Here is a 21,381-nt window from a genome sequence, read left to right on the forward strand (position 1 = left end):
CTCCGCGACATACCGCCACCCCAACCCCCACCCCGAGCCCACACCCGACACCCTCCCCCCACAAGATCTCGGCCACCCGGGCAGCGGGCACCGCCGCCCGACCACCCACGGGTACCCAGAACCCACCCGGTCCCACGCCACGGGACACGGGCCCGCTGCCCGCTGCCCGCTGCCCGCCCGAGTCACCCGTAGGCGTACCGCTCCCCCTTCCCCTCACCCACCGTCACGGCCGCGTCTGCCGTGAGACGCCCCGCGAAACGACGCGTGGACGGAGAGGCGCGGCCTCCGGCCGGAATTCCTTACGGACGAAGCGTGTCAAAAATGGATGAAAGGTCACTCGGGGCGGGACGGACGGTCACGTGGGATGCCCGGTGTACGACTTCCGGCAGGCGCCGGGGCGTCCGGGGCACGGGACCTCACGCAGGACATCCGATGAGGAGAAGTCGCCGATGAGTGAGTCCGTACACACCGGAACCAGGGACACGGGAGAAAAGGTCAGGACAGAGGCCTCCGCGACGGCCGGTCAGGCAAAACAGGCCGCGGGCCAGGTCGCGGACACCGCGGCGGCGCAGGCCCGGACCGTGGCGGGCGAGGCCCGGCAGCAGGCCGGGACCGCCGTCCACGACCTGCGGGGCCGGGCGATGGAGGAGGCCGAGGGGCAGACCAGGCGCGCGGCCGAAGCACTGCGGGGGTGGGCGAGCGACCTCGCCGACCTCGCCGACCACGCCCAGAGCGACTCCGCCGCCCGCGGTTTCGCGGCCCAGGCGGCCGACCGGGGCCGCCGTGCCGCCGACTACCTGGAGGAGCAGGGCGCCGAAGGTCTCGTCTCCGACCTCCAGAGCTTCGCCCGCCGGCGCCCCGGGGCCTTCCTCGGCGGCGCGCTGCTGGCCGGACTGGCCGTCGGGCGGCTGGCGAAGGCGTCGGGCACCGCCTCCCAGACCCCGTCGCGGTCCGACGGGTCCGGGCAGGCGCAGACCTCCGGGTCGCAGGGGTGGGACGGGCTGGGCACGCCCCCCACCCAGCCTCTGCCCCCCACCCAGCCGCTGCCCCCCGGCCCCCCTCCGGCCGGTCCCCCACCGGCCGCGGGGGCGCCGCCGGCCGGCGCGCCGGGCCGCGCGCACCCGGAGGTGTGAGATGTCCTCCATGTCACCCGTGCCCGGCTCGACCGAGCCACAGGGCCAGGAGCAGTCCGTGGGCGAGCTCCTCTCCGGCGTGACCGCCGACCTCCAGACCCTCTTCCGGCAGGAGGTCGAGCTGGCGAAGGCCGAGATCAAGGAGGAGGGGACCAGGGCGGGCAAGGCCGCCGGGATGTACGGCGGTGCCGGCTTCGCCGGTTACCTGGTGCTGCTGTTCCTGTCGCTGGCCGCCGTACTGGGGCTGGCCAATGTGATGGACGGGGGCTGGGCCGCACTGATCGTCGCCGCGGTGTGGGCCGTCGTCGCGGCCGTGCTGTACCAGAAGGGCCGCGCACGGATGCGGGCCGTCTCCCCGAAGCCCGAGCAGACCGTCGAGACCATGAAGGAGAACGCGGAATGGGCACGTCACCCGACCAGGTGAGGGCCGAGATAGAGGCCACTCGCGAACAACTCTCCACGAACGTGGACCAGCTCGCCGAGCGGACCAGTCCCGGCCGGGTGGTGCGCCGCCGCGCGGACCGGATGCGCGACAGGGTGTCGGGCGTCCGCGACCGGGTCATGGGCACCGCGTCGCAGTCCGCGCACGGCGTGACGAGCACCGCGCAGTCGGCGGCCGGCTCGGTGCAGGAGGGCGCAGGGAAGGCGTCCGATGCGGCTCGCGCCGCGGCCGGCCAGGCGGAGGACGCCGTGCAGCAGGCGCCCGACATGGCCCGTCGGCAGACCCGGGGCAACCCGCTGGCCGCCGGTCTGGTCGCCTTCGGCGTCGGTCTGCTGGCGTCCTCGGTGGTGCCCGCGTCCCGGACCGAGCAGCAGAAGGCCACCGAGCTGATGGAGCGCGGTGGCGAGGCCCTGCAGCCGGTCAAGGAGGCCGCCGCGGAGTCCGCGCAGCACCTCAAGGAAGGCGCCCGGGAGGTGACGCAGAGCGCGGCCGCGGAGGTGAAGGACACCGCGGCGCAGGCCGCACGCACCACCCAGGACGAGGCACGCGGCCGGACCGGCGAGGTCACCGAGCAGGCACGTGACTCCGGCCGGCACCTCAAGGGGTAGGACCGGCAACGCTCCGGTCCCGGCCTCTCCCGGGGCCGGCCCCACCGGAGACCGGAGGGAGCCCTGTTCCGCGGACCGTGTACGGGCCGGGGGCGGGGCTCCCTCCGCGCGTTACAGCACCGGCAGGTTCTTGCGCAGTTCGAAGGCCGTGACCTCGGAGCGGTACTCCTCCCACTCCTGGCGCTTGTTGCGCAGGAAGAAGTCGAAGACGTGTTCGCCGAGGGTCTCGGCGACCAGGTCGCTGCGTTCCATCAGGGTGAGGGACTCGCCGAGGTTCTGCGGGAGGGGTTCGATGCCGAGGGCGCGGCGTTCGGCGTCGGAGAGGGCCCAGACGTCGTCCTCGGCGCCGGGCGGGAGTTCGTAGCCCTCCTCCACGCCCTTCAGGCCGGCGGCCAGGAGGAGCGCGTACGTCAGGTACGGGTTGGCGCCGGAGTCGATCGAGCGGACCTCGACGCGGGCCGAGCCGGTCTTGCCGGGCTTGTACATCGGGACGCGGACCAGGGCCGAGCGGTTGTTGTGGCCCCAGCAGATGTACGAGGGGGCCTCGCCGCCGGCGCCGGCGGTGCGCTCGGAGCCGCCCCAGATGCGCTTGTACGAGTTGACCCACTGGTTGGTGACCGCGGAGACCTCCGCCGCGTGCCGCAGCAGGCCCGCGATGAAGGAGCGGCCGACCTTGGAGAGCTGGTACTCCGCGCCCGACTCGTAGAACGCGTTGCGGTCGCCCTCGAAGAGGGACAGGTGCGTGTGCATGCCGCTGCCCGGGTACTCCGAGAACGGCTTCGGCATGAACGTGGCCTGCACGCCCTGCTCCAGCGCCACCTGCTTCATGACCAGACGGAACGTCATGATGTTGTCGGCCGTGGACAGCGCGTCCGCGTAGCGGAGGTCGATCTCCTGCTGGCCGGGGGCGCCCTCGTGGTGGGAGAACTCCACCGAGATGCCCATCGACTCCAGCATGGTGATCGCCTGCCGGCGGAAGTCCATGCCCACGTTGTGCGGGGTGTGGTCGAAGTAGCCGGAGCTGTCCGCCGGGGTCGGGCGGCTGCCGTCGACCGGCTTGTCCTTCAGCAGGAAGAACTCGATCTCCGGGTGGGTGTAGAAGGTGAAACCCTGGTCGGAGGCGCGGGCCAGCGCACGCTTGAGGACGTAGCGCGGGTCGGCGAAGGACGGGGAGCCGTCCGGCATCAGGATGTCGCAGAACATGCGGGCCGTGCCGGGGGCCTCGGCGCGCCACGGCAGGACCTGGAACGTCGACGGGTCCGGCTTGGCGATCATGTCGGACTCGTACACCCGGGCGAAGCCCTCGATGGCGGAGCCGTCGAAGCCGATGCCCTCGTCGAACGCCTGCTCCAGTTCGGCCGGGGCCACGGCCACGGACTTCAGGAAGCCCAGTACGTCCGTGAACCACAGCCGTACGAACCGGATGTCGCGCTCCTCCAACGTCCGGAGCACGAACTCCTGCTGCTTGTCCATCTTCCGCTTCCCCATCCTTGCCGTTCAGGCCGCCAGTCTCTCCCGCGCCGGGTGGCCTCCTCGGGCGGCGGTCGGGCACTTCGGCCATCCCACCACATCCGGGTTTCGCGCGTGTTGCCGACCTTGATCGTCCCACGGGCTTCCACAGCGGCGCGAAGGGCCTGTCCGCGCCAGGCGCATCACCCTGCGGCCCATCCTGCCCGCTCGGGCCGGGGTTCGTCACGGAGGGGCCCGTATGCGATCCGGCCCGCCCCGGCGGCCCTGAACCCACCCTCCTTTAATTGGTATTTCAGATGCAAGTTTTAATGGGCGGTGCAGGCAGTCGAGAAGACAGTCGAGAACGAGGAGACCCCATGCTGTCCGAGCAGTCCGCCGCCACCGTCCGCGCCACGCTTCCCGCCGTGGGCGGGGCCCTCGGTGAGATAACCGAGCGGTTCTACGCCGGGATGTTCGAGGCCCGCCCCGAGCTGCTGCGCGGCCTGTTCAACCGCGGCAACCAGGCCGCCGGAACCCAGCGCGAGGCCCTCGCCGGGTCCATCGCGGCGTTCGCCGCGCACCTGCTGGCACACCCCGACACCCGGCCCGACGCGATGCTGGGGCGCATCGCGCACAAGCACGCCTCGCTCGGCATCGCCCCGGAGCAGTACGCGATCGTCCACGAGCACCTGTTCGCCGCGATCGCAAAGGTCCTGGGCGAGGCCGTCACGCCCGAGGTCGCGGCCGCCTGGGAGGAGGTCTACTGGCTGATGGCCAACGCCCTCATCGCCGTCGAGAAGCGGCTCCACGAGGAGCGGGGCGGGCCCGGCTGGCGGGAGTGGGAGGTCGTCGGGCGGGTCGCCGAGACCGCCGATGTCGTGTCGTTCCGGCTGCGTCCGGCCGACGGCGGGCCGGTGCGGGACTTCCGCCCGGGCCAGTACGTCTCCGTGCGCGTCACCCTCGACGACGGCGCCCGGCAGATCCGCCAGTACAGCCTCTCCGGCGCACCCGGCCCCGGTGAGCGGCAGTTCAGCGTCAAGCGCGTGCACGACGACGCGGCGCCCGAGGGCGAGGTCTCCGGCCACCTGCACGCGCGCGTGCGGGTCGGGGACGTCGTGGAACTGTCCGAGGCGTACGGCGATCTCGTCCTCGACACCGAACCCGCCGCCCCCCTGCTGCTCGCCTCCGCCGGCATCGGCGTGACCCCGATGACCGCGATGCTGGCCCATCTCGCCGACCACGGCCACGACGCCCCGGTCACCGTCGTGCACGGTGACCGCTCCCCCGCCGACCACGCCCTGCGCGCCGACCACGAGGCGTACGCGGCGAAGCTGCCGGAGGCGGCGGTGCACCTCTGGTACGAGCAGGACGCCCCGGCCGGCGCCTCCACCGGCTACGTCGACCTCACCGGCGTACCGGTCGCGGCGGGTACGCGGGCGTACCTGTGCGGTCCGCTGCCGTTCATGCGGACGGTGCGGGAGCAGCTGATCGGCAAGGGCGTCGCGCCGGCCGACATCCACTACGAGGTGTTCGGCCCGGACCTCTGGCTGGCCAAGCAGGGCTGAGCGCGCCCCGCACGGCCGCGGGCCGGGCCCTGGGGCCGAGGGGTGCGGGAGATCTCCAGCAGCAGCGGGCCCGTCGGGCTCGCGGCGAGGTCCGACACGGTGAGCGGGTCCAGCGAGGCGAAGAACGCCTCCTGGGCCCGCCGCAGTGCGCCGCGCAGCCGGCAGGCGGACCGGAGCGGGCAGGGCGTGCCCGTGCCGGACGCGGACGCGCCCTCGCAGTCGACGACGTCGCTCTCGCCCTCGAAGGCCCGCACCAGGGCGCCGACCGAGGCGGTACGGCCCCGCTCGGTGAGGGTGAGGCCGCCGCCCCGGCCGCGCCGGGCGGTGAGCAGGTCCCTGTGCCGGAGTTCGGCGACGACCTTCGCGGCATGGGTGTACGGCACGCCCATGGCCTCGGCGACATCACGCGTCGTCGGGTGGGAGTCCTCCGCGGCCACGGCGAGGCGCATCAGGACCCGCAGGGCCAGGTCGGTGGAGCGCAGCAGCCTCATACCGGGGAGCGTAGGTAATCCGCATCACGCGTTCAAATTATCTGCCGTAAGCCGTAAGCCGTAAGCCGTCACGTGCGGCGGCCCGGCGGCCCGGCCCAGGGTGATCCACGGCTCACCGCCCGCCCGCCCCACCCATAGTGTCGAATTGACGATTACACTGGGCCGCGTGCCTCAACTTCGTCTCGCTCTGAATCAGATCGACTCGCGTGTCGGCGACCTCGCCGGCAACGCCGACACGATCCTCCGCCGGACCCGGCACTGTGCCGAGCAGGGAGCCCACCTCGTGGCGTTCCCGGAGATGGCTCTGACCGGGTATCCCGTCGAGGACCTCGCGCTGAGGTCGTCCTTCGTGGAGGCCTCCCGCGAGGCCCTGCGCTCCCTCGCCGCCCGGCTCGCCGAGGAGGGCCTCGGGGAGCTGCCCGTGCTCGTCGGCTACCTCGACCGCAGCGCCGCCGCCCAGCCGAAGTACGGCCAGCCGGCCGGCGCGCCGCGCAATGCCGCGGCCGTGCTGTACGGCGGCGAGGTCGTGCTGAGCTTCGCCAAGCACCATCTGCCGAACTACGGGGTCTTCGACGAGTTCCGGTACTTCGTGCCGGGCGAGACCCTGCCCGTCCTGCGGCTGCACGGCGTGGACGTCGCCCTCGCCATCTGCGAGGACCTGTGGCAGGACGGCGGCCGGGTCCCGGCCGCGCGGTCGGCGAAGGCCGGACTGCTGCTCTCCGTCAACGCCTCGCCGTACGAGCGGGAAAAGGACGACACCCGGCTCGAACTGGTCCGCAGGCGGGCCCGGGAGGCCGGCTGCACGACCGCGTACCTCGCGATGACCGGCGGTCAGGACGACCTGGTCTTCGACGGGGACTCGATCGTCGTCGGCCGTGACGGCGACGTCGTGGCGCGCGCGCCGCAGTTCACCGAGGAGTGCGTGGTGCTCGACCTCGACCTCCCTCAGGCCGCCGCGGACGCGCCGCCGGCCGGCGAGGTCGTCGACGACGGGCTGCGGATCGACCGCGTCGTCCTGTCCGGGGCAGCGCTGCCCGCGTACGCGCCCGAGCGGCACGGGTCGTCCGCGCAGCCGCTCGACGACGACGAGGAGGTGTACGCGGCGCTGGTCGTGGGGCTGCGGGCGTACGTCGTGAAGAACGGCTTCGAGTCGGTGCTGATCGGCCTGTCCGGCGGGATCGACTCGGCGCTCGTCGCCGCGATCGCCTGCGACGCGGTGGGCGCGGAGAACGTCCACGGCGTGTCCATGCCGTCGAAGTACTCCTCGGACCACTCCCGGGGCGACGCGGCGGAGCTGGCGCGGCGGACCGGGCTGAACTTCCGGACCGTCTCCATCGAGCCGATGTTCGACGCGTACATGGGGGCGTTGGGGCTTTCCGGGCTGGCGGAGGAGAACCTGCAGTCCCGGCTTCGCGGCACGATGCTCATGGCCATCTCCAACCAGGAGGGCCACCTCGTCCTGGCGCCGGGCAACAAGTCGGAGCTGGCGGTCGGGTATTCGACGCTGTACGGGGACTCGGTGGGGGCGTACGGGCCCATCAAGGACGTCTACAAGACGTCGGTGTTCCGGCTCGCACAATGGCGCAACCGCTCGGCGGCGGCGCGCGGCGAGACCCCGCCCATCCCGGAGAACTCGATCGCGAAGCCGCCGAGTGCGGAACTGCGGCCGGGTCAGGTCGACACGGACTCGCTGCCGGACTATCCCGTCCTCGACGCGATCCTCGACCTGTACGTGGACCGGGACCGGGGTGCGGACGAGATCGTCGCGGCCGGGTTCGACGCGGAGCTGGTGAAGAAGACACTGCGGATGGTCGACCGGGCCGAGTACAAGCGGCGGCAGTACCCGCCGGGGACGAAGATCTCCCCGAAGGGCTTCGGCAAGGACCGCCGGTTGCCGATCACGAACGGCTGGCGGGAGTAGGCGGCACACGAGCGCGGGGCAGGCCCGGAGCGGCCTCGGGAACTCGCGCCCCGGGGCCGCTCCGCGGCCTCAGCCGTCCGGCGTAGCGATCTTCACCCGGGCCGCGACGGGGAGGTGGTCGCTCGCCGTTTCGGGGAGCGACCACGAGCTCTCCGGTTCGACGCCCTTGACCATGATCTGGTCGATCCGCGCCATCGGGAACGCCGCAGGCCAGCTGAAGCCGAAGCCGCTGCCCGCCGCGCCCTGGGTGGAACGCATCTGGGAGGTCACGGCGTTCAGGGCGCGGTCGTTCATCGTGCCGTTCAGGTCGCCGAGCAGGACGACGTTCTCCAGGGGCTCCCTCGCGATGGCCGCGCCCAGGGCGTCGGCGCTCTTGTCGCGCTGGCGGGCGGTGAAGCCGGCCTCCAGCTTCACGCGTACGGACGGGAGATGGGCGACGTACACGGCGACCTGCGCCTCGGGCGTCGTCACCGTGGCCCGCATCGCGCGCTTCCAGCCGAGGCGGATGTCGACGGCCGCCACGTCGCTCAGCGGGTACTTGCTCCACAGCCCGACGGTGCCGACCACCGCGTGGTACTCGTACGTCGAGGCCAGCGCCGTCTCGTACGCCGGGACCGCCGACGCCTTCAGTTCCTCCAGGGCCAGGACGTCCGCCCCCGAGGCGGCGACGTCGTGGGCGGTGCCGGACGGGTCGGGGTTCTGGGCGTTGACGTTGTGCGTGGCCACCGTGAGGTCGCCGCCGGGGCCGGTCCGGTCGACGATCAGGCCGCCGAAGAGGTTCAGCCAGACGACGGCGGGCAGCAGCACCGCGATCAGCGCGGTGGCGGACCTGCGGACCAGGGCCAGTACCAGGAGCACCGGGACGGCCAGCCCCAGCCACGGCAGGAACGTCTCGAGCAGACTGCCCAGGTTGCCGACCACGTTGGGGATCCGGGCGTGGGCCGCCATGACGAGGGCGAGCAGCACCGCGCACACGGCGAGGATCACGCCCCGGCGCCAGATACGGGGGTCCCCGCGCCAGCCTCTGGTCAAGCGGTCCCACAGGCGCCGAAGCCCGGTTGTCCGGCGTTGCCCTGGCCCCGAGCCGCCGTCGTCCGTCTCCGTCATGTACGCCTGCTGCGCCATACCGTCGCCTCACACCTTGCCGTGCACACCGACTCCCCCTGTGTGCGTAGACCCTAGGGGATGATCGGCGTCCTTCCCGCCGTCTGTCGACGGCCGTACGGAGGCGAGGACGAGCGGAACCGTCCCGGGAGTTCCGGGTGGGACCGGGGAAAGCGCGCTCTGTGACGGAACGCGCACAATGCTGCGGCCGGGAGTCGCGGGGCGGGGCTGTCCGCGAGGAGTTCCCCGGTGCCGCTCCGGCGGCGCTCCTTCCGGTGGAGACCACCCCTGGCACCGGCTCTCGCGAAGTGCCACCATGGAGGGGATCCGGGGACGCCGTCAGGGCGCCTCGAGATGACGTGTTAGGAGCCGTTGCCATGACGCAGCTTTCGGCTGCTCCGACTTCGGGGTCACGCCCCTCCGACGGCAGCAAGGCGCTGTACGGAGGGAAGGGCACCCGCCGTATCACCGTTCGTGACATCGCCCTCGCCAAGGAACGCGGCGAGAAGTGGCCCATGCTCACCGCCTACGACGCGATGACCGCGTCCGTCTTCGACGAGGCCGGCATCCCGGTCATGCTCGTCGGCGACTCCGCGGGCAACTGCCACCTCGGGTACGAGACGACCGTCCCCGTCACCCTCGACGAGATGGCCGTGCTGTCCGCGGCCGTGGTGCGCGGTACGAGTCGCGCCCTGATCGTCGCCGACCTGCCCTTCGGCTCGTACCAGGAGGGTCCGGTGCAGGCGCTGCGCTCGGCGACCCGGCTGGTCAAGGAGGCCGGGGTCGGCGCCGTGAAGCTGGAGGGCGGCGAGCGCTCGCACCGGCAGATCGAGCTGCTGGTCGAGTCCGGCATCCCGGTCATGGCGCACATCGGACTCACCCCCCAGTCCGTGAACGCCATGGGCTATCGCGTCCAGGGGCGCGGCGAGGAGGCCGCGCAGCAGCTGCTGCGGGACGCCAAGTCCGTGCAGGACGCGGGCGCCTTCGCCGTCGTCCTGGAGCTGGTGCCGGCCGAGCTGGCCGCCGAGGTGACCCGCACGCTGCACATCCCCACGGTCGGGATCGGCGCGGGGTCCGGGACGGACGCGCAGGTGCTGGTGTGGACCGACATGCTCGGGCTGACCGGGGGCCGGGTGCCGAAGTTCGTGAAGCAGTACGCGAACCTGCGTGAGGTCATGGGCGGCGCGGCGAAGGCGTTCGCCGAGGACGTCGTAGGCGGAACGTTCCCGCAGGAGGAGCACTCCGTCCACTGAACCACGCTGCCGTGGCACTGCCACTGAGCCATCGCCGCACACTGACGGGCCCGCCGACTTCCCCCATCGGCGGGCCCGTCCCCTTTTTGCGCCTGAACCGGCGCCGCTTTCGCGGAAGTGGTACTCACCGTCGCGGTTGCTCCATCGGTGGTTGCGGTGGCCGTCGCGAAGTTGTCGGGGGTGCCGGCTGCCCGACAGCCCTCTGTCGGACGGCTGTCGGGGGTTTGTCGGTGGGGGGTGTCAGGGTCGGGGCATGACGCGAAACGACAACGACTCCGGTGGCGCGGGCAGCGCCGTCACCGTGCGGGGGCTGGTCAAGCACTACGGCGAGACCAAAGCACTGGACGGTGTCGACCTGGATGTGCGCGAGGGCACCGTGATGGGGGTTCTCGGGCCGAACGGCGCCGGCAAGACCACCCTCGTCCGCATTCTTTCCACCCTGCTCGTCCCGACCGCCGGCGGGGCCACCGTCGCCGGGTACGACGTGCTCCGCCAGCCACGGCAGCTGCGCAGGGTGATCGGGCTGACCGGGCAGTACGCCTCCGTGGACGAGAAGCTCGCCGGCTGGGAGAACCTGTATCTGATCGGCCGGCTGCTCGACCTGCCCCGCAAGGAGGCCCGTGGCCGCGCCGACGAGTTGCTGGAGCGGTTCTCGCTCACCGAGGCGGCCCGGCGTCCGGCGTCCACGTACTCCGGCGGTATGCGACGCCGGCTGGACCTGGCCGCGTCGATGATCGGCCGGCCGGCGGTGCTGTTCCTCGACGAGCCGACCACGGGGCTGGACCCGCGTACCCGCAACGAGGTGTGGGTCGAGGTCAGGCGGCTGGTCGGGGACGGGGTGACCGTGCTGCTGACCACCCAGTACATGGAGGAGGCCGAGCAACTCGCCTCCGAGCTGACCGTCGTGGACCGCGGCAAGGTCATCGCGAGCGGCGGCATCGAGGAGCTGAAGGCCAAGGTCGGCGGCCGTACCCTGCGGATCCGCCCGGCCGATCCGCTCCAGCTGCGCCCGCTCGCCTCCGCGCTCGACGAGCTGGGCATCACCGGGCTCGCCACCGCCACCGTGGACAGTGAGCGGGGCGCCGTCCTGGTTCCGATCCTCAGCGACGAGCAGCTGACCGCGGTGGTCGGCGCCGTCACCGCGCGGGGCCTGACCCTCGCCTCCATCACCACCGAACTGCCCAGCCTGGACGAGGTGTTCCTCTCGCTCACCGGCCACCGTGCCAGTGCCCCGCAGGACACCGTGCCCGCCGAGACCCACGAGGAGGCCGCCGCATGAGCTCCGCGACGTCCCCGAAGACCGCGACGACCTCGAAGACCGACGTCACCCCGGACGGCGGGACCGCGACTGCCGGTGCCACCGGTGCTGCCCATGGGGCCGGTACGGCTCGGGCGGCCGTCGGGGACGGCCGGATCCCGCTGCGTTCCCATCTGCGTCACACCGGCGCGCTGGTCCGCCGCAATCTGCTGTGGATCCGGCAGGACCCGGAGTCGATGTTCGACGCCGTGCTGTTCCCGATCGTGTTCACCCTGCTGTTCGTGTACGTCTTCGGCGGCTCGATCGGGCAGTCGCTGGGCGGCGGGCAGGAGGCGTACGTGCAGTACATCATGCCCGGCCTGATGGCCATGATGGGCATGAACATGGCCATGGGAGTGGGTACCGGCTTCAACCAGGACTTCAACACGGGTGTCATGGACCGTTTCCGGTCACTGCCCATCGGCCGGGGCTCGGTGCTGTTCGCCAAGATCGCGGTCGAGATACTGCGCATGCTGATCGCCACCGCGATCCTCATGGTCGTCGGTGTCCTGGTCGGCTTCGACATCACCCACTGGCCGGGGCTGTTCGCCGCCGTGGGGCTGTCCGTGCTGTTCGGCTCGGCCCTCATGTGGATCTTCATCACGCTGGGTGTGACGATGAAGAACGCGCAGTCGGTGCAGGCGATGGGCTTCCTGGTGCTGATGCCGCTGCAGTTCGGTTCGTCGATCTTCGCGCCGACCCAGTCGATGCCGGGCTGGCTGCAGACCTTCACCGACGTCAACCCGCTGTCCTCGCTGGCCGACGCCGCGCGCGGCCTGATGGTGGGCGGCCCGGTCGCGCACGACCTGTGGCTGACGGTGGCCTGGTCGGTGGGTATCACGGCGGTGACGGCGCCGGTCGCGATCCACAAGTTCCGTACGAAGAGCTGACCGGGAAACCGGTCCTCCGTCCCCGTGTGCCGGGTCAGACCAGGGCGGCGGCCTCCTCCGGGGAGAGGCGGCCGCCCTCCGCGTACGCGGCGGCGTACGCGGTGTCGCCGAGGGCCTCCCGGATCCGCCGCTCGGCCCGTTCACGTACCTCGCGCTCCATGCGCCCGGCGATGTGACGGGACGGCAGGGAGGCGTCGGCGGCACCGAGGCAACGGGCCGCGTCGCGGGCGTGCCGGCCGCCGTCCACGCCGGCCAGGGCGGTGGCGGCCATGGTCAGGTGCGAGGCCCGCATATGGGCGGCGATCGCCAGGGTCAGCGGGTTGTTGGACTGTGCGAGCGCCGCGCGGATCGTGCCCAGCGCCCGTTCGTCGTGTCCGTCGGCGATGTCGAGCCAGCCCTCGGCGCCGAGGATGAAGGCGTCGAAGACGACGTAGTGCGCGATACGGAACTCATCACGCAGCACGCGCAGTTGCTCGCGCGCCTCGGCGACGCGCCCGGTCATGCCGAGCCAATCGGTCAGGAAGAGCCGGGCGGCGGGCAGCGCCGGCTCGTGTCCGCCGCCGCGCCGGTCGATGACGTCGCGCAGCAGCCGCTCACCGCGCTCCTCCTCCCCCGCCTCCAGCAGCACGCCGCCCAGCCGTGCGGTGAGCACCGCCGTCTGGGCGTGGGCGCCGAGGCGTTCGGCGTACCGGATCGCCTCCTCGTAGTCGGCGGCGGCGAGCGCGCACTCACCGCGGCGTTCGCGTGCCTCTGCGCGGGCGGACAGGCTCTCGGCGGCGCCCCAGGCGTCGCCGATCCGCCGGTAGATCTCCAGGGCCTCGTCGGCGTCGCGCAGCGCGTCGCCGGCCCAGTCGCTGCGGTTGGCGAGGAAGTTGGCCCTTATCTGCAGGTTGGAGGCCAGTTCCCAGTCGAAGCCGGGTGTCTGCCGACAGGTGCGGACGGCCTCGTCGACGACCTTGTACAGGGTGCTCATCTCGCCGTTCAGCAGCAGGGCGAACGCCCAGAACGTGCCGGGCGGGCGGCAGATCTGCGGCTGGCCGGGCTCGTAGGCCGTAGCGATGACCCGCAGCCGGTGCTGCGCCTGGGGCGTCATCCAGTCGTCCAGTTCCGTGTCCATGCACGCCATGTGGGCCAGATGCACCTCGCGCCGGGCCTCGGCGAGCACCTCGTCGGTCATCGGCGGCGGGGCGTCGGTACAGCTCTTCCACAACGAGGGGACGGGACGCACCGGTTCGGCGAACGGGTCCGGACCCAGCGCCATCACCTCACGGCACCAGGTGCGGGCCTCGATCCGCTGGTCGCGCATCTGCCAGTACCAGGCCAGCGACAGCGTCAGGCACAGCGCCTCCTGCTCGTCGCGGGCGGCGAGGGCGTGGCGCAGCGCGGTACGCAGGTTCTCGTATTCGCGCTCCAGCCGCTCGATGGCGACCAGTTGGTCCGGACCGCGCAGCAACGGATCGGTGGTGCGGGCGAGTTCGCGGAAGTACGTGAGGTGGGCACGTTCGGCACCGGGCCGCTGTCCGGCCTCGTCGAGCCGTTCGGACGCGTACTCGGCGACCGTCTCCAGCAGTCGGTAGCGCATCTCGCCGCCGCCCGGGCCGGTGCCTGCGCCGTTGTCTCCTGTGCCGTTGCCCGAAGGGGACGCCACCACGAGGGACTTGTCCACGAGCGAACCGAGCAGGTCCAGTACGGCGGGCCCGCACACGGCCTCGGCGGCGGCGAGGTCGCAGCCGCCCGCGAAGACGGACAGCCGCCGCAGGACGTCCCGTTCACCGGCGTCGAGCAGGTCCCAGGACCAGTCGACGACGGCCCGCAGGGTCTGCTGGCGGGGCCGGACGGTGCGGCTGCCCGAGGTGAGCAGCCGGAAGCGGTCGTCGAGCCGGTCGGCGATCTGGCGCGGGGTCAGCATCCGCAGCCGGGCGGCGGCGAGTTCGATGGCCAGGGGCAGCCCGTCGAGCCGGCGGCAGATCTCCGCGCACGCCTCCGGGTCGTCGTCGACGCGGAAGCCGGGGCGGGCGGCGGCCCCGCGGTCGGCGAGCAGCCGCAGCGCGACCGGTTCCGGCAGCGGTTCCACCGGGCGCAGCAGCTCCCCGGGGACACCGAGGGGTTCGCGGCTGGTGGCGAGCACGGTGAGGCCGGGGCAGCGTTCGAGAAGGGTCTCGACCAGCCGGGCGGCGGCGTCCACGACGTGCTCGCAGTTGTCCAGGACGAGCAGCATGCGGCGCCTGCCGCAGTGTTCGGCGAGGCGGTCCACGGGGTCGTCGCCGCGTTCGGTGGCGGCCCGCATGCCCTCGGCGCCGGCGCCGTACAGCACGGTCTCGCGGGCGCCGACGGCGGTGACGACCGCCTCGGGGACGGCGGCGGGGTCGTCGACCGGGGCGAGTTCGGCGACCCGGACTCCGTCCCGTACCCGGTCCAGGAGCCCGCCTTGGACCGCATCGTCGCCTGTGCCGTTGTGCGCGGCGGACGCGCCGTTGTGCGCGGCGGACGCCCGCAGGAGGGCGTCGGCGGCCTCCTGCGACAGCCGGGTCTTCCCGGCCCCGCCGGGCCCGAGCAGGGTGACCAGCCGGGCCGAGGCGAGATCACCCCGGATGGCATCGATGTCGGCCTCCCGGCCGACGAAGGAGGTCAGCCGGGCCCGCAGGCTGCCGGGCGGATGCGGGGGCGGTGGCGCCGCCGCGGCCGTCGGTGTCGCCTCCGGTCTCAGTAATTCGGCGTGCAGGGAACGCAGTTCGATACCGGGGTCGGAGCCCAGCCGGTCGGCGAGCAGTCGGCGTACGTCCGCGTAGGCGGCCAGTGCCTCGGCGGTGCGGCCGGCGTCCCGCAGGGCGCGCAGCCGCAGCACCTGGAGGGGCTCGTCGAACGGGTGGCTGTCGCACAGGGCGGTCAGCTCGGGCAGCGACCGCTCGGCCTCGCCGAGGGCGAGGGCGGCGCCGTGCCGGGCGCGCAGGGCGTCCAGGCGCCGGGCGGCGGCCCGGGCCGCCTCGCCGGTGCGGTCGGGCAGATCGGCGAGGGCGGGGCCGCGCCACAGGGCGAGTGCCTCGTCCAGCAGGAGGCACGCCTTGGCCGGGTCCCCGTCGGCCAGCGCGCGCAGCCCCTCGCCGGCGAGCCGCTCGAACCGGTGCAGGTCGATGTCGTCGGGTGTGGCGGTGAGGCGGTAGCCGCCGCCGTCGGAGGCCACCGCGTCCGCGCCGAGCGCCCGGCGCAGCCGCCCCACCAGGGCCTGCAGCGCGCCCGTCGCGTCGGCCGGCGGTTCGCCGTCCCACACCTCGTCGACGAGGTGCCGCACCGGCACCGTGCGGCCGGCCCGCAGCGCGAGCACGGTGAGCAGCGCGCGCAACCGCGCCCCGCCGACCGGGACGGAGGTGCCGTCGGGGCGGAGTGCCTGGGTGGTACCGAGGATGCGATAGCGCACGGGGTCCATTGTCCCTGGTGGTCCGGGGGCGGTCACGGGCCGGGGTCGGGCGGGCGGGTCGGCGGCCCCGTTCGTCCGCTGCCCTCTCCTCCCGCGCCCCTGGGTCCCCACCCTCTCCGGAACCGGTGGCCGACGCGAGACGTTTTCCGGGTGCGCCCGGTACGGTCGGGCAGTCCGCCCGCGCGTGCCGCGCGTCCCGCCTCGTGCCCGGTGGCCGTGTGCCCGACGGGCCGTGGCCCGACAGTCAGCCCAGGGAGCCCCATGACCACCGTCACCACCCGCCACAGCGACCGGCGGATCAGCCCGGTGTTCCTGGGCATCCTGGCCGTCACGGCGGTCACGGGATGGGCCACCTGGACCGGGTTCGCGAACCAGCCGGGCGTGGCCGTGTTCCTGTTCGTGACGGCCGCCTGGATCGTCTCGCTGTGCCTGCACGAGTACGCGCACGCCCGCACGGCGCTGCACAGCGGCGACATCTCGATCGGCGCGAAGGGCTACCTCACCCTGAATCCCGCGAAGTACACCCACGCCCTGCTCAGCATCGTGCTCCCGGTGCTGTTCGTGATCATGGGCGGGATCGGTCTGCCGGGCGGCGCGGTGTTCATCGAGCGGCACCGGATCCGGGGGCGCTGGCGGCACAGCCTGATCTCGGCGGCGGGTCCGCTGACGAACGTCCTGTTCGCGATCGTGTGCACGGCACCGTTCTGGCTGGGCGCGCTGGACGGCGTGCCGGTCCACTTCCGGTTCGCGCTGGCGTTCCTGGCGCTGCTCCAGGTGACGGCGGCGATCCTGAACTTCCTGCCGGTGCCGGGCCTGGACGGCTACGGCGTGCTCGAGCCCTGGCTGTCGCCGGGCCTGCGGCGGCAGGTGGAGCCGTTCGCGCCGTTCGGCCTGCTGTTCGTGTTCGCGCTGCTGTGGGTGCCGGCGGTCAACGGCGTGTTCTTCGACGTGATCGACTCGGTCCTGTCGGCCCTGGGCATCCACGAGGTGGAGACGTACTGCGGTCTGGAGCTGTTCCGCTTCTGGCAGGGCGAGAACGAGTTCTGCGCTGCCGCCGCGTGACGGACCCGGCCGGCGACGTGCGGCTCAGCCCGTGACGGGGCCTTCGGTCCGGGCTGCCCGCGCCGCCCTCTCGGCCTCCCGCTCGGCCTTCCCGCGCCGTACGTAGTACCAGGTCATGTTGGACGACAGCCCCACGAGCAGGATCCAGACGACCCCCAGCCAGCTGCCCTGGACGAAGGACACGACGGCCGCGGCGACGGCGAGGAGGCAGACGGTGAGGGCGTAGAGAGCGAGGCGGGGCATGGCGGCTGGGCTCCTGTCGGGGGACACTGCTTCGCCGACCAGTGTCCCCCATGAGGTCATACGTCCGTGACGCGGAGCCCGGCGTGTGCCTTGTAGCGGCGGTTGACGGAGATCAGGTTGGCGACCAGGGACTCCACCTGGTGGGCGTTGCGCAGCCGCCCGGCGAAGACGCCGCGCATGCCGGGAATGCGTCCGGCCAGGGCCTGCACGGTCTCCACGTCGGCGCGGACCTCGCCGAGCACCATCACGTCGGTGTCGATCATGTCGGTCTCCGGGTCCTGGAGCAGGACCGCGGACAGGTGGTGGAAGGCGGCGGTGACCCGGGAGTCCGGCAGGAGGGCGGCGGCCTGCTGGGCGGCGCTGCCCTCCTCGGGCTTGAGCGCGTAGGCGCCCTGCTTGTCGAAGCCGAGCGGGTTGACGCAGTCGACGACGAGCTTGCCGGCCAGTTCCTCGCGCAGGCTTTCGAGCGTTGCGCCGTGGCCGTCCCAGGGCACGGCGACGATCACGATGTCGCTGCGGCGGGCGGTCTCGGCGTTGTCGGCGCCCTCGACGCCGTGGCCGAGCTCCTCGGCGGCGGCCTGCGCGCGTTCGACGGCGCGCGAGCCGATGATCACCTTCTGGCCGGCCCTGGCGAGCCGGAAGGCGAGGCCCTTGCCCTGCGGTCCGGTGCCGCCGAGCACGCCGACGACGAGCCCGGAGACGTCGGGCAGGTCCCAGGGATCCTTGGCGGACGCCTTCGCGGGGGCGTTCCCGGGCTGCTGTGCGCTGTCGCTGGAGGTACTGGAGGTCATGGTCCGACTCTACGTGCGCGGGGAGGCGGTTTCCGGCTCAGCGGATCCACGTGAGCCCCGTCACTGCGCCGCACGCCGCCCCCTCGGCCGGGTGAACCGGAGGCGAACACCGCATCCTCGGGGCCCGGTCGGGGCAGGGTGCGGTCCATGGACGCCGTACGGGTCGCGCTGCTGCGGGACGTGCTCGCCGGGACCGAGTGGCTGGGGGCCACCCGGCGGTTCGCGGGTGCGCTGCGGGGATCGGTGGTGTCGCACGGGGGCGGGCTGCTGCTCGTGGGCACACGGGAGTACGAGCCGTGGCACCTGGCGGCGCATCTGGTGGACGAAGCCGCCTGGTCGGGCACACCGGAGCTGGCCCCGACGCTCGTACGCCACGACGCGCGCCCCTCGGACCCCGCGCACCTGGCGGTGGGGCTCGGACGGCTGGAGGCGGCACGGCGGGGCGAGACGCTGCTGGTGGTGGCGCCCGGGGAGCCCACGGCCCCACTGCTGGAGCGGGTGTCGGACGCCCGCCGGGCCGGCGCGACGCTGCTGTCCCTGGGCCCCGGCGACGGCGAGCTGCCGGCGCTGGCCCACGAGACACTGGCCGTCCCGGACGGTGCCGAGCTGGACCTGGACACCGTGCAGCACCTGGTCGGCGCGGCGGCCGGGGAGAACGCGCTGCCCCCGTCGCGGGGCCGCCGCCCCTTCCGGGACCGCATGTCACGCCTGGCCGACCTCCTGACGGCCCCGCCCCCGGCCCGCTGGTAGCCGGAGCGGGCCCGCCCGCGGGCCGCCCGGTCAGGCGTCGCCGCGCCCGCCGTCGCCCTCGGGGGCGTCGTGCCACTTGGGGTCGTTCTCCCACTGGAGATTGCGCTCGCGGGCCGTCGTCATGGCGTACTCGGCCTCGGTGCGGCTCGTGTAGGGCCCGAAGCGGTCCTTGTTCGGACAGTCCGGACCCTCCTCGACCTTCTGGTGTTCCAGGCAGTAGTACCACTCGCCCGGCTTTCCGACCGTCCGCTTCTTGAACAGGGGCATGACCGGCTCCTCTCGCCACGGAAGACGGTGCCCCGTGGGCACTGAATTAGACTCGCCGCCATGTCTGGCCAGTCGCTGCTCATCCCAGGGGAACTGTCTCCCACCCGTTCCGTACCCGGAAACATCCGCCGACCCGAGTACGTCGGGAAGCCCGCTCCCACGCCGTACACCGGGCCGGAGGTGCAGACCCCCGAGACCGTGGAGGCGATGCGGACCGCCGGGCGGATCGCGGCGCGCGCGATGGCGGAGGCCGCCAAGCTCATCACGCCCGGCGTGACCACCGACGAGCTGGACCGGGTGGCGCACGAGTACATGTGCGACCACGGCGCGTACCCGTCGACGCTCGGTTACCGCGGTTTTCCCAAGTCGCTGTGCACGTCGGTCAACGAGGTGATCTGCCACGGCATCCCGGACTCGACGGTGCTGCGCGACGGCGACATCGTCAACCTGGACGTGACGGCGTACATCGGCGGGGTGCACGGCGACAACAACGCCACGTACCTGGTGGGCGACGTGGACGAGGAGAGCCGGCTCCTGGTGGAACGCACCCGGGAGTCGCTGGACCGGGCGATCAAGGCCGTCAGGCCGGGCCGGCAGATCAACATCATCGGCCGGGTCATCGAGTCGTACGCCAAGCGCTTCGGCTACGGCGTGGTGCGGGACTTCACCGGCCACGGCATCAACACCGCGTTCCACTCCGGGCTGATCGTCCCGCACTACGACAGTCCGCACGCGACGACGGTCATCCAGCCGGGCATGACGTTCACGATCGAGCCGATGCTGACCCTGGGAACCCACGAGTACGACATGTGGGACGACGGCTGGACGGTCGTGACGAAGGACCGCAGGCGGACGGCCCAGTTCGAGCACACCCTGGTGGTGACGGACACCGGCGCGGACATCCTGACCCTGCCGTAGCCGGACCCAAAGTCTCCTCCCTCTCGAGCCCGCCCTCTTCGGAGGGCGGGCTTTCGTCGTTCCACATCGGGGTAGGGAGTCACCGACGGGATACCGACGAACCGTCGGCAAGGTATTGACTTAGGTAAACCTAACCATAAAAGATCTGGACTCATGGACTCCTTCTCGACCCTCATCCGCACCGCCTCGCACGAGCAGCACGTGGAGGCGGAGACCTCGACGTTCATGAGCGACCTGCTCGGCGGCCGGCTGGGCGTGGACGCGTACGCGCGCTACACCGAGCAGCTGTGGTTCGTGTACGAGGCGCTGGAGTCCGGCGCACAGCGGCTGGCGTCGGACCCGGTGGCCGGCCCGTTCATCCGCCCGGAGCTGCTGCGCCTGCCCTCCCTGGAGCAGGACCTCGCCCACCTGCGGGGCCCCGAGTGGCGCGCGACGCTGACGGCCCTGCCCGCCACGCGGGCGTACGCGGAGCGCGTCGCGCACTGCGCGAGCGCATGGCCGGCGGGCTACGTCGCCCACCACTACACCCGTTACCTCGGCGACCTCTCCGGCGGCCAGCTCATCCGCGACAGGGCGGAGCGCACCTGGGGCTTCCCGAAGAAGGGCGACGGCGTCCGCTTCTACGTCTTCGAGGAGATATCCAACCCGTCCGCCTTCAAGCGCGAGTACCGCGAACTGCTCGACGGCGTCCGGGCGGACGACCTGGAGAAGCAGCGCGTCATCACCGAGTGCAAGCGGGCCTTCGCCCTGAACACCGACGTCTTCCGCGCCCTGGGCGAGGAGTTCCCGCTGTCGGCGTGACGCCCGCTCCGCGGCTCACAGAAACCGCAGCCGCTCCATGTAGCCGCTCCATGTGGACCAGGAGCGGCTACAGCGGCGGACAGGGTGAGTGAGTGCCTCGAACTCGCCCACAGCGTCCCCGCCCTCGTACCCGTACGCGACGGCAAGAACCCCAGCAGCCCGGCCATCCCCTTCGGCCGAGACGCGGGGCAGGCATTCGTCGCGCGCTTGGACTGACACCGGCCGCCTGACAGCACACAAGCCCTCGTCGCAGTTCAGCGCTCCAGGATGACTCGTCCCCCGATCTCGGTCCATCCGTACGGCTGGGGTGCCGTGAGGATCTGGGAGCCGGTGCCCTGGGTGATGTTGAGGGCGCGCCCCAGCCGGTCGGTGAGGAGGAGGGCGGCGGCGCCGGTCGCCTCGTCCTCGTCGATGCCGTCGTCGCGGCCGGGGAAGGCGCGGGCGCGGATCCGGCCGGCGGGCTCGTCCTCCCAGGCCCAGGCGTAGATCCACTCCCCCTTCGGCGGCACGGCCAGGTCGTCGACCTCGGCGGCGGTGGCGTACTGGCGCAGGGTGCGTGGCGGCACCCACTCCGCGCGCGCCTCGATCCAGCAGAACTCCCCGTCCTGCCGGGCGCCCACCACCCCGGCGTGCGTGACCAGTTCGGGTACGTCGAGCAGCCAGGCCGCACCGACACACGGGTGGCCGGCGAAGGGCAGGCGCAGGGTGGGGGTGTAGATGTCGATCACCCCGCGCTCGGGGTCGTCGACGAACACGGTCTCGCTGAAGCCGAGCTTCTCCGCGAACAGCTGCCGCTCGCTCCGCCCGGGCATGAAGGAACCCTCACGGACGACACCGAGTTCGTTGCCGTACCCGCCCCGGGGGCCGCAGAAGACGCGCACCACGTCGTAGTCAGTCACGGGGGCATTGAAGCATCGCGCAGCAAACGAGGTCGCCCCCCGCTCCCGGTGGCGCCGGTCTGGGGCCAACCACTCCCGGGAG

Annotated in this window: 20 protein-coding genes and 2 pseudogenes; 14 read left to right on the top strand and 8 right to left on the bottom strand. The window is 72.5% G+C overall.

Translation table 11 applies throughout. The features are described 5' to 3' along the window. The first annotated feature begins 449 nt into the window (after window positions 1-449). The 3 genes from ACFWVE_RS18640 to ACFWVE_RS18650 are packed head-to-tail and all read left to right on the top strand — an operon-like array spanning window position 450 to window position 2,183. Complete coding sequence (locus ACFWVE_RS18640) at window positions 450-1,133, top strand: hypothetical protein (protein WP_384015132.1); 684 nt, start codon at window positions 450-452, stop codon at window positions 1,131-1,133. Window positions 1,134-1,143: 10 nt separating this feature from the next. Continuing rightward, the gene (locus ACFWVE_RS18645) at window positions 1,144-1,557 is read left to right on the top strand and encodes a phage holin family protein (protein WP_384015135.1); all 414 of its coding nucleotides are present in this window, start codon (window positions 1,144-1,146) and stop codon (window positions 1,555-1,557) included. Further along, window positions 1,533-2,183: a DUF3618 domain-containing protein gene (locus tag ACFWVE_RS18650; protein ID WP_384015137.1), complete on the top strand. Its 651-nt coding sequence runs from the start codon at window positions 1,533-1,535 to the stop codon at window positions 2,181-2,183. Before ACFWVE_RS18645 ends, ACFWVE_RS18650 begins: the two co-directional genes overlap by 25 nt. A 111-nt stretch (window positions 2,184-2,294) precedes the next feature. Here the strand turns inward: ACFWVE_RS18650 and ACFWVE_RS18655 are convergent, their stop codons facing one another. After that, window positions 2,295-3,656, bottom strand: a complete 1,362-nt coding sequence (locus ACFWVE_RS18655; protein ID WP_384015140.1) for a glutamine synthetase family protein — start codon at window positions 3,654-3,656, stop codon at window positions 2,295-2,297. Between the two features lie 353 nt (window positions 3,657-4,009). On the opposite strand from ACFWVE_RS18655, the gene ACFWVE_RS18660 reads away from it, so the two are divergent. Continuing rightward, entirely contained in the window at window positions 4,010-5,197 is a 1,188-nt protein-coding gene (locus ACFWVE_RS18660; RefSeq protein ID WP_384015143.1) for a globin domain-containing protein, read from the top strand. Between the two features lie 44 nt (window positions 5,198-5,241). On the opposite strand, the pseudogene ACFWVE_RS18665 reads toward ACFWVE_RS18660, so the two are convergent. After that, window positions 5,242-5,688: pseudogene (locus tag ACFWVE_RS18665) on the bottom strand (RrF2 family transcriptional regulator); the annotation flags it as partial. Between the two features lie 166 nt (window positions 5,689-5,854). On the opposite strand from ACFWVE_RS18665, the gene ACFWVE_RS18670 reads away from it, so the two are divergent. Then, window positions 5,855-7,609: an NAD+ synthase gene (locus ACFWVE_RS18670; RefSeq protein WP_384015145.1), complete on the top strand. Its 1,755-nt coding sequence runs from the start codon at window positions 5,855-5,857 to the stop codon at window positions 7,607-7,609. 69 nt (window positions 7,610-7,678) lie between these two features. Here ACFWVE_RS18670 and ACFWVE_RS18675 read toward each other — a convergent pair whose 3' ends face one another. Continuing rightward, window positions 7,679-8,734 carry an endonuclease/exonuclease/phosphatase family protein gene (locus ACFWVE_RS18675; protein ID WP_384015148.1) on the bottom strand — a complete coding sequence of 352 codons (1,056 nt, stop codon included), beginning with the start codon at window positions 8,732-8,734 and terminating at the stop codon, window positions 7,679-7,681. A gap of 356 nt (window positions 8,735-9,090) precedes the next feature. On the opposite strand from ACFWVE_RS18675, the gene panB reads away from it, so the two are divergent. The 4 genes from panB (at window position 9,091) to ACFWVE_RS18695 (ending at window position 13,202) form a co-directional block, all read left to right on the top strand. Beyond that, a complete protein-coding gene (panB, locus tag ACFWVE_RS18680) occupies window positions 9,091-9,966 on the top strand; it encodes a 3-methyl-2-oxobutanoate hydroxymethyltransferase (RefSeq protein WP_384015151.1) in 876 nt (291 codons plus the stop codon). A 253-nt stretch (window positions 9,967-10,219) separates the two neighbouring features. Next, entirely contained in the window at window positions 10,220-11,245 is a 1,026-nt protein-coding gene (locus tag ACFWVE_RS18685) for an ATP-binding cassette domain-containing protein (protein WP_384015154.1), read from the top strand. Then, window positions 11,242-12,153 carry an ABC transporter permease gene (locus ACFWVE_RS18690; protein WP_384015157.1) on the top strand — a complete coding sequence of 304 codons (912 nt, stop codon included), beginning with the start codon at window positions 11,242-11,244 and terminating at the stop codon, window positions 12,151-12,153. Before ACFWVE_RS18685 ends, ACFWVE_RS18690 begins: the two co-directional genes overlap by 4 nt. Window positions 12,154-13,043: 890 nt before the next feature. Then, window positions 13,044-13,202, top strand: coding sequence for an SPOR domain-containing protein (locus ACFWVE_RS18695; protein ID WP_384015232.1), 159 nt, complete (start codon window positions 13,044-13,046; stop codon window positions 13,200-13,202). Window positions 13,203-14,917: 1,715 nt separating this feature from the next. On the opposite strand, the pseudogene ACFWVE_RS18700 reads toward ACFWVE_RS18695, so the two are convergent. Next, window positions 14,918-15,577, bottom strand: a pseudogene (locus ACFWVE_RS18700) (BTAD domain-containing putative transcriptional regulator); the annotation flags it as partial. A gap of 252 nt (window positions 15,578-15,829) precedes the next feature. Here ACFWVE_RS18700 and ACFWVE_RS18705 point away from each other — a divergent pair. Next, window positions 15,830-16,630 (top strand): site-2 protease family protein, encoded by an 801-nt coding sequence (locus ACFWVE_RS18705; protein WP_384015160.1) that lies wholly within the window; start codon window positions 15,830-15,832, stop codon window positions 16,628-16,630. 24 nt (window positions 16,631-16,654) lie between these two features. Here ACFWVE_RS18705 and ACFWVE_RS18710 read toward each other — a convergent pair whose 3' ends face one another. Together ACFWVE_RS18710 and npdG are read right to left on the bottom strand one after the other, a co-directional pair. Then, the gene (locus tag ACFWVE_RS18710) at window positions 16,655-16,873 is read right to left on the bottom strand and encodes a hypothetical protein (protein ID WP_384015163.1); all 219 of its coding nucleotides are present in this window, start codon (window positions 16,871-16,873) and stop codon (window positions 16,655-16,657) included. Between the two features lie 56 nt (window positions 16,874-16,929). After that, complete coding sequence (npdG, locus tag ACFWVE_RS18715; RefSeq protein WP_384015166.1) at window positions 16,930-17,664, bottom strand: NADPH-dependent F420 reductase; 735 nt, start codon at window positions 17,662-17,664, stop codon at window positions 16,930-16,932. A gap of 147 nt (window positions 17,665-17,811) precedes the next feature. Between npdG and ACFWVE_RS18720 the strand changes: the two genes are divergently transcribed. Next, entirely contained in the window at window positions 17,812-18,414 is a 603-nt protein-coding gene (locus tag ACFWVE_RS18720; RefSeq protein WP_384015169.1) for a hypothetical protein, read from the top strand. A gap of 30 nt (window positions 18,415-18,444) precedes the next feature. Here ACFWVE_RS18720 and ACFWVE_RS18725 read toward each other — a convergent pair whose 3' ends face one another. Beyond that, complete coding sequence (locus ACFWVE_RS18725; RefSeq protein WP_384015172.1) at window positions 18,445-18,681, bottom strand: hypothetical protein; 237 nt, start codon at window positions 18,679-18,681, stop codon at window positions 18,445-18,447. A 60-nt stretch (window positions 18,682-18,741) separates the two neighbouring features. On the opposite strand from ACFWVE_RS18725, the gene map reads away from it, so the two are divergent. From map to ACFWVE_RS18740, 3 genes are all read left to right on the top strand, one after another. Further along, a complete protein-coding gene (gene map, locus ACFWVE_RS18730; protein WP_384015175.1) occupies window positions 18,742-19,599 on the top strand; it encodes a type I methionyl aminopeptidase in 858 nt (285 codons plus the stop codon). Between the two features lie 153 nt (window positions 19,600-19,752). After that, window positions 19,753-20,400: a heme oxygenase (biliverdin-producing) gene (locus tag ACFWVE_RS18735; protein WP_384015177.1), complete on the top strand. Its 648-nt coding sequence runs from the start codon at window positions 19,753-19,755 to the stop codon at window positions 20,398-20,400. An 84-nt stretch (window positions 20,401-20,484) separates the two neighbouring features. Next, window positions 20,485-20,616 carry a DUF397 domain-containing protein gene (locus ACFWVE_RS18740; RefSeq protein ID WP_384015180.1) on the top strand — a complete coding sequence of 44 codons (132 nt, stop codon included), beginning with the start codon at window positions 20,485-20,487 and terminating at the stop codon, window positions 20,614-20,616. 38 nt (window positions 20,617-20,654) lie between these two features. On the opposite strand, the gene ACFWVE_RS18745 is transcribed toward ACFWVE_RS18740, so the two are convergent. Further along, window positions 20,655-21,299 (bottom strand): PhzF family phenazine biosynthesis protein, encoded by a 645-nt coding sequence (locus ACFWVE_RS18745; RefSeq protein ID WP_384015183.1) that lies wholly within the window; start codon window positions 21,297-21,299, stop codon window positions 20,655-20,657. Between the last annotated feature and the right edge of the window lie 82 nt (window positions 21,300-21,381).

The organism is Streptomyces sp. NPDC058632 (assembly GCF_042717095.1).
Lineage (GTDB): Bacteria > Actinomycetota > Actinomycetes > Streptomycetales > Streptomycetaceae > Streptomyces.

Coding starts and splice junctions, on each gene's coding strand:
- ACFWVE_RS18640 (WP_384015132.1), top strand. CDS start 450: ATGAGTGAGTCCGTACACACCGGAACCAGGGACACGGGAGAAAAGGTC.
- ACFWVE_RS18645 (WP_384015135.1), top strand. CDS start 1,144: ATGTCACCCGTGCCCGGCTCGACCGAGCCACAGGGCCAGGAGCAGTCC.
- ACFWVE_RS18650 (WP_384015137.1), top strand. CDS start 1,533: ATGGGCACGTCACCCGACCAGGTGAGGGCCGAGATAGAGGCCACTCGC.
- ACFWVE_RS18655 (WP_384015140.1), bottom strand. CDS start 3,656: ATGGACAAGCAGCAGGAGTTCGTGCTCCGGACGTTGGAGGAGCGCGAC.
- ACFWVE_RS18660 (WP_384015143.1), top strand. CDS start 4,010: ATGCTGTCCGAGCAGTCCGCCGCCACCGTCCGCGCCACGCTTCCCGCC.
- ACFWVE_RS18675 (WP_384015148.1), bottom strand. CDS start 8,734: ATGGCGCAGCAGGCGTACATGACGGAGACGGACGACGGCGGCTCGGGG.
- panB (WP_384015151.1), top strand. CDS start 9,091: ATGACGCAGCTTTCGGCTGCTCCGACTTCGGGGTCACGCCCCTCCGAC.
- ACFWVE_RS18685 (WP_384015154.1), top strand. CDS start 10,220: ATGACGCGAAACGACAACGACTCCGGTGGCGCGGGCAGCGCCGTCACC.
- ACFWVE_RS18690 (WP_384015157.1), top strand. CDS start 11,242: ATGAGCTCCGCGACGTCCCCGAAGACCGCGACGACCTCGAAGACCGAC.
- ACFWVE_RS18705 (WP_384015160.1), top strand. CDS start 15,830: ATGACCACCGTCACCACCCGCCACAGCGACCGGCGGATCAGCCCGGTG.
- ACFWVE_RS18710 (WP_384015163.1), bottom strand. CDS start 16,873: ATGCCCCGCCTCGCTCTCTACGCCCTCACCGTCTGCCTCCTCGCCGTC.
- npdG (WP_384015166.1), bottom strand. CDS start 17,664: ATGACCTCCAGTACCTCCAGCGACAGCGCACAGCAGCCCGGGAACGCC.
- ACFWVE_RS18720 (WP_384015169.1), top strand. CDS start 17,812: ATGGACGCCGTACGGGTCGCGCTGCTGCGGGACGTGCTCGCCGGGACC.
- ACFWVE_RS18725 (WP_384015172.1), bottom strand. CDS start 18,681: ATGCCCCTGTTCAAGAAGCGGACGGTCGGAAAGCCGGGCGAGTGGTAC.
- map (WP_384015175.1), top strand. CDS start 18,742: ATGTCTGGCCAGTCGCTGCTCATCCCAGGGGAACTGTCTCCCACCCGT.
- ACFWVE_RS18735 (WP_384015177.1), top strand. CDS start 19,753: ATGGACTCCTTCTCGACCCTCATCCGCACCGCCTCGCACGAGCAGCAC.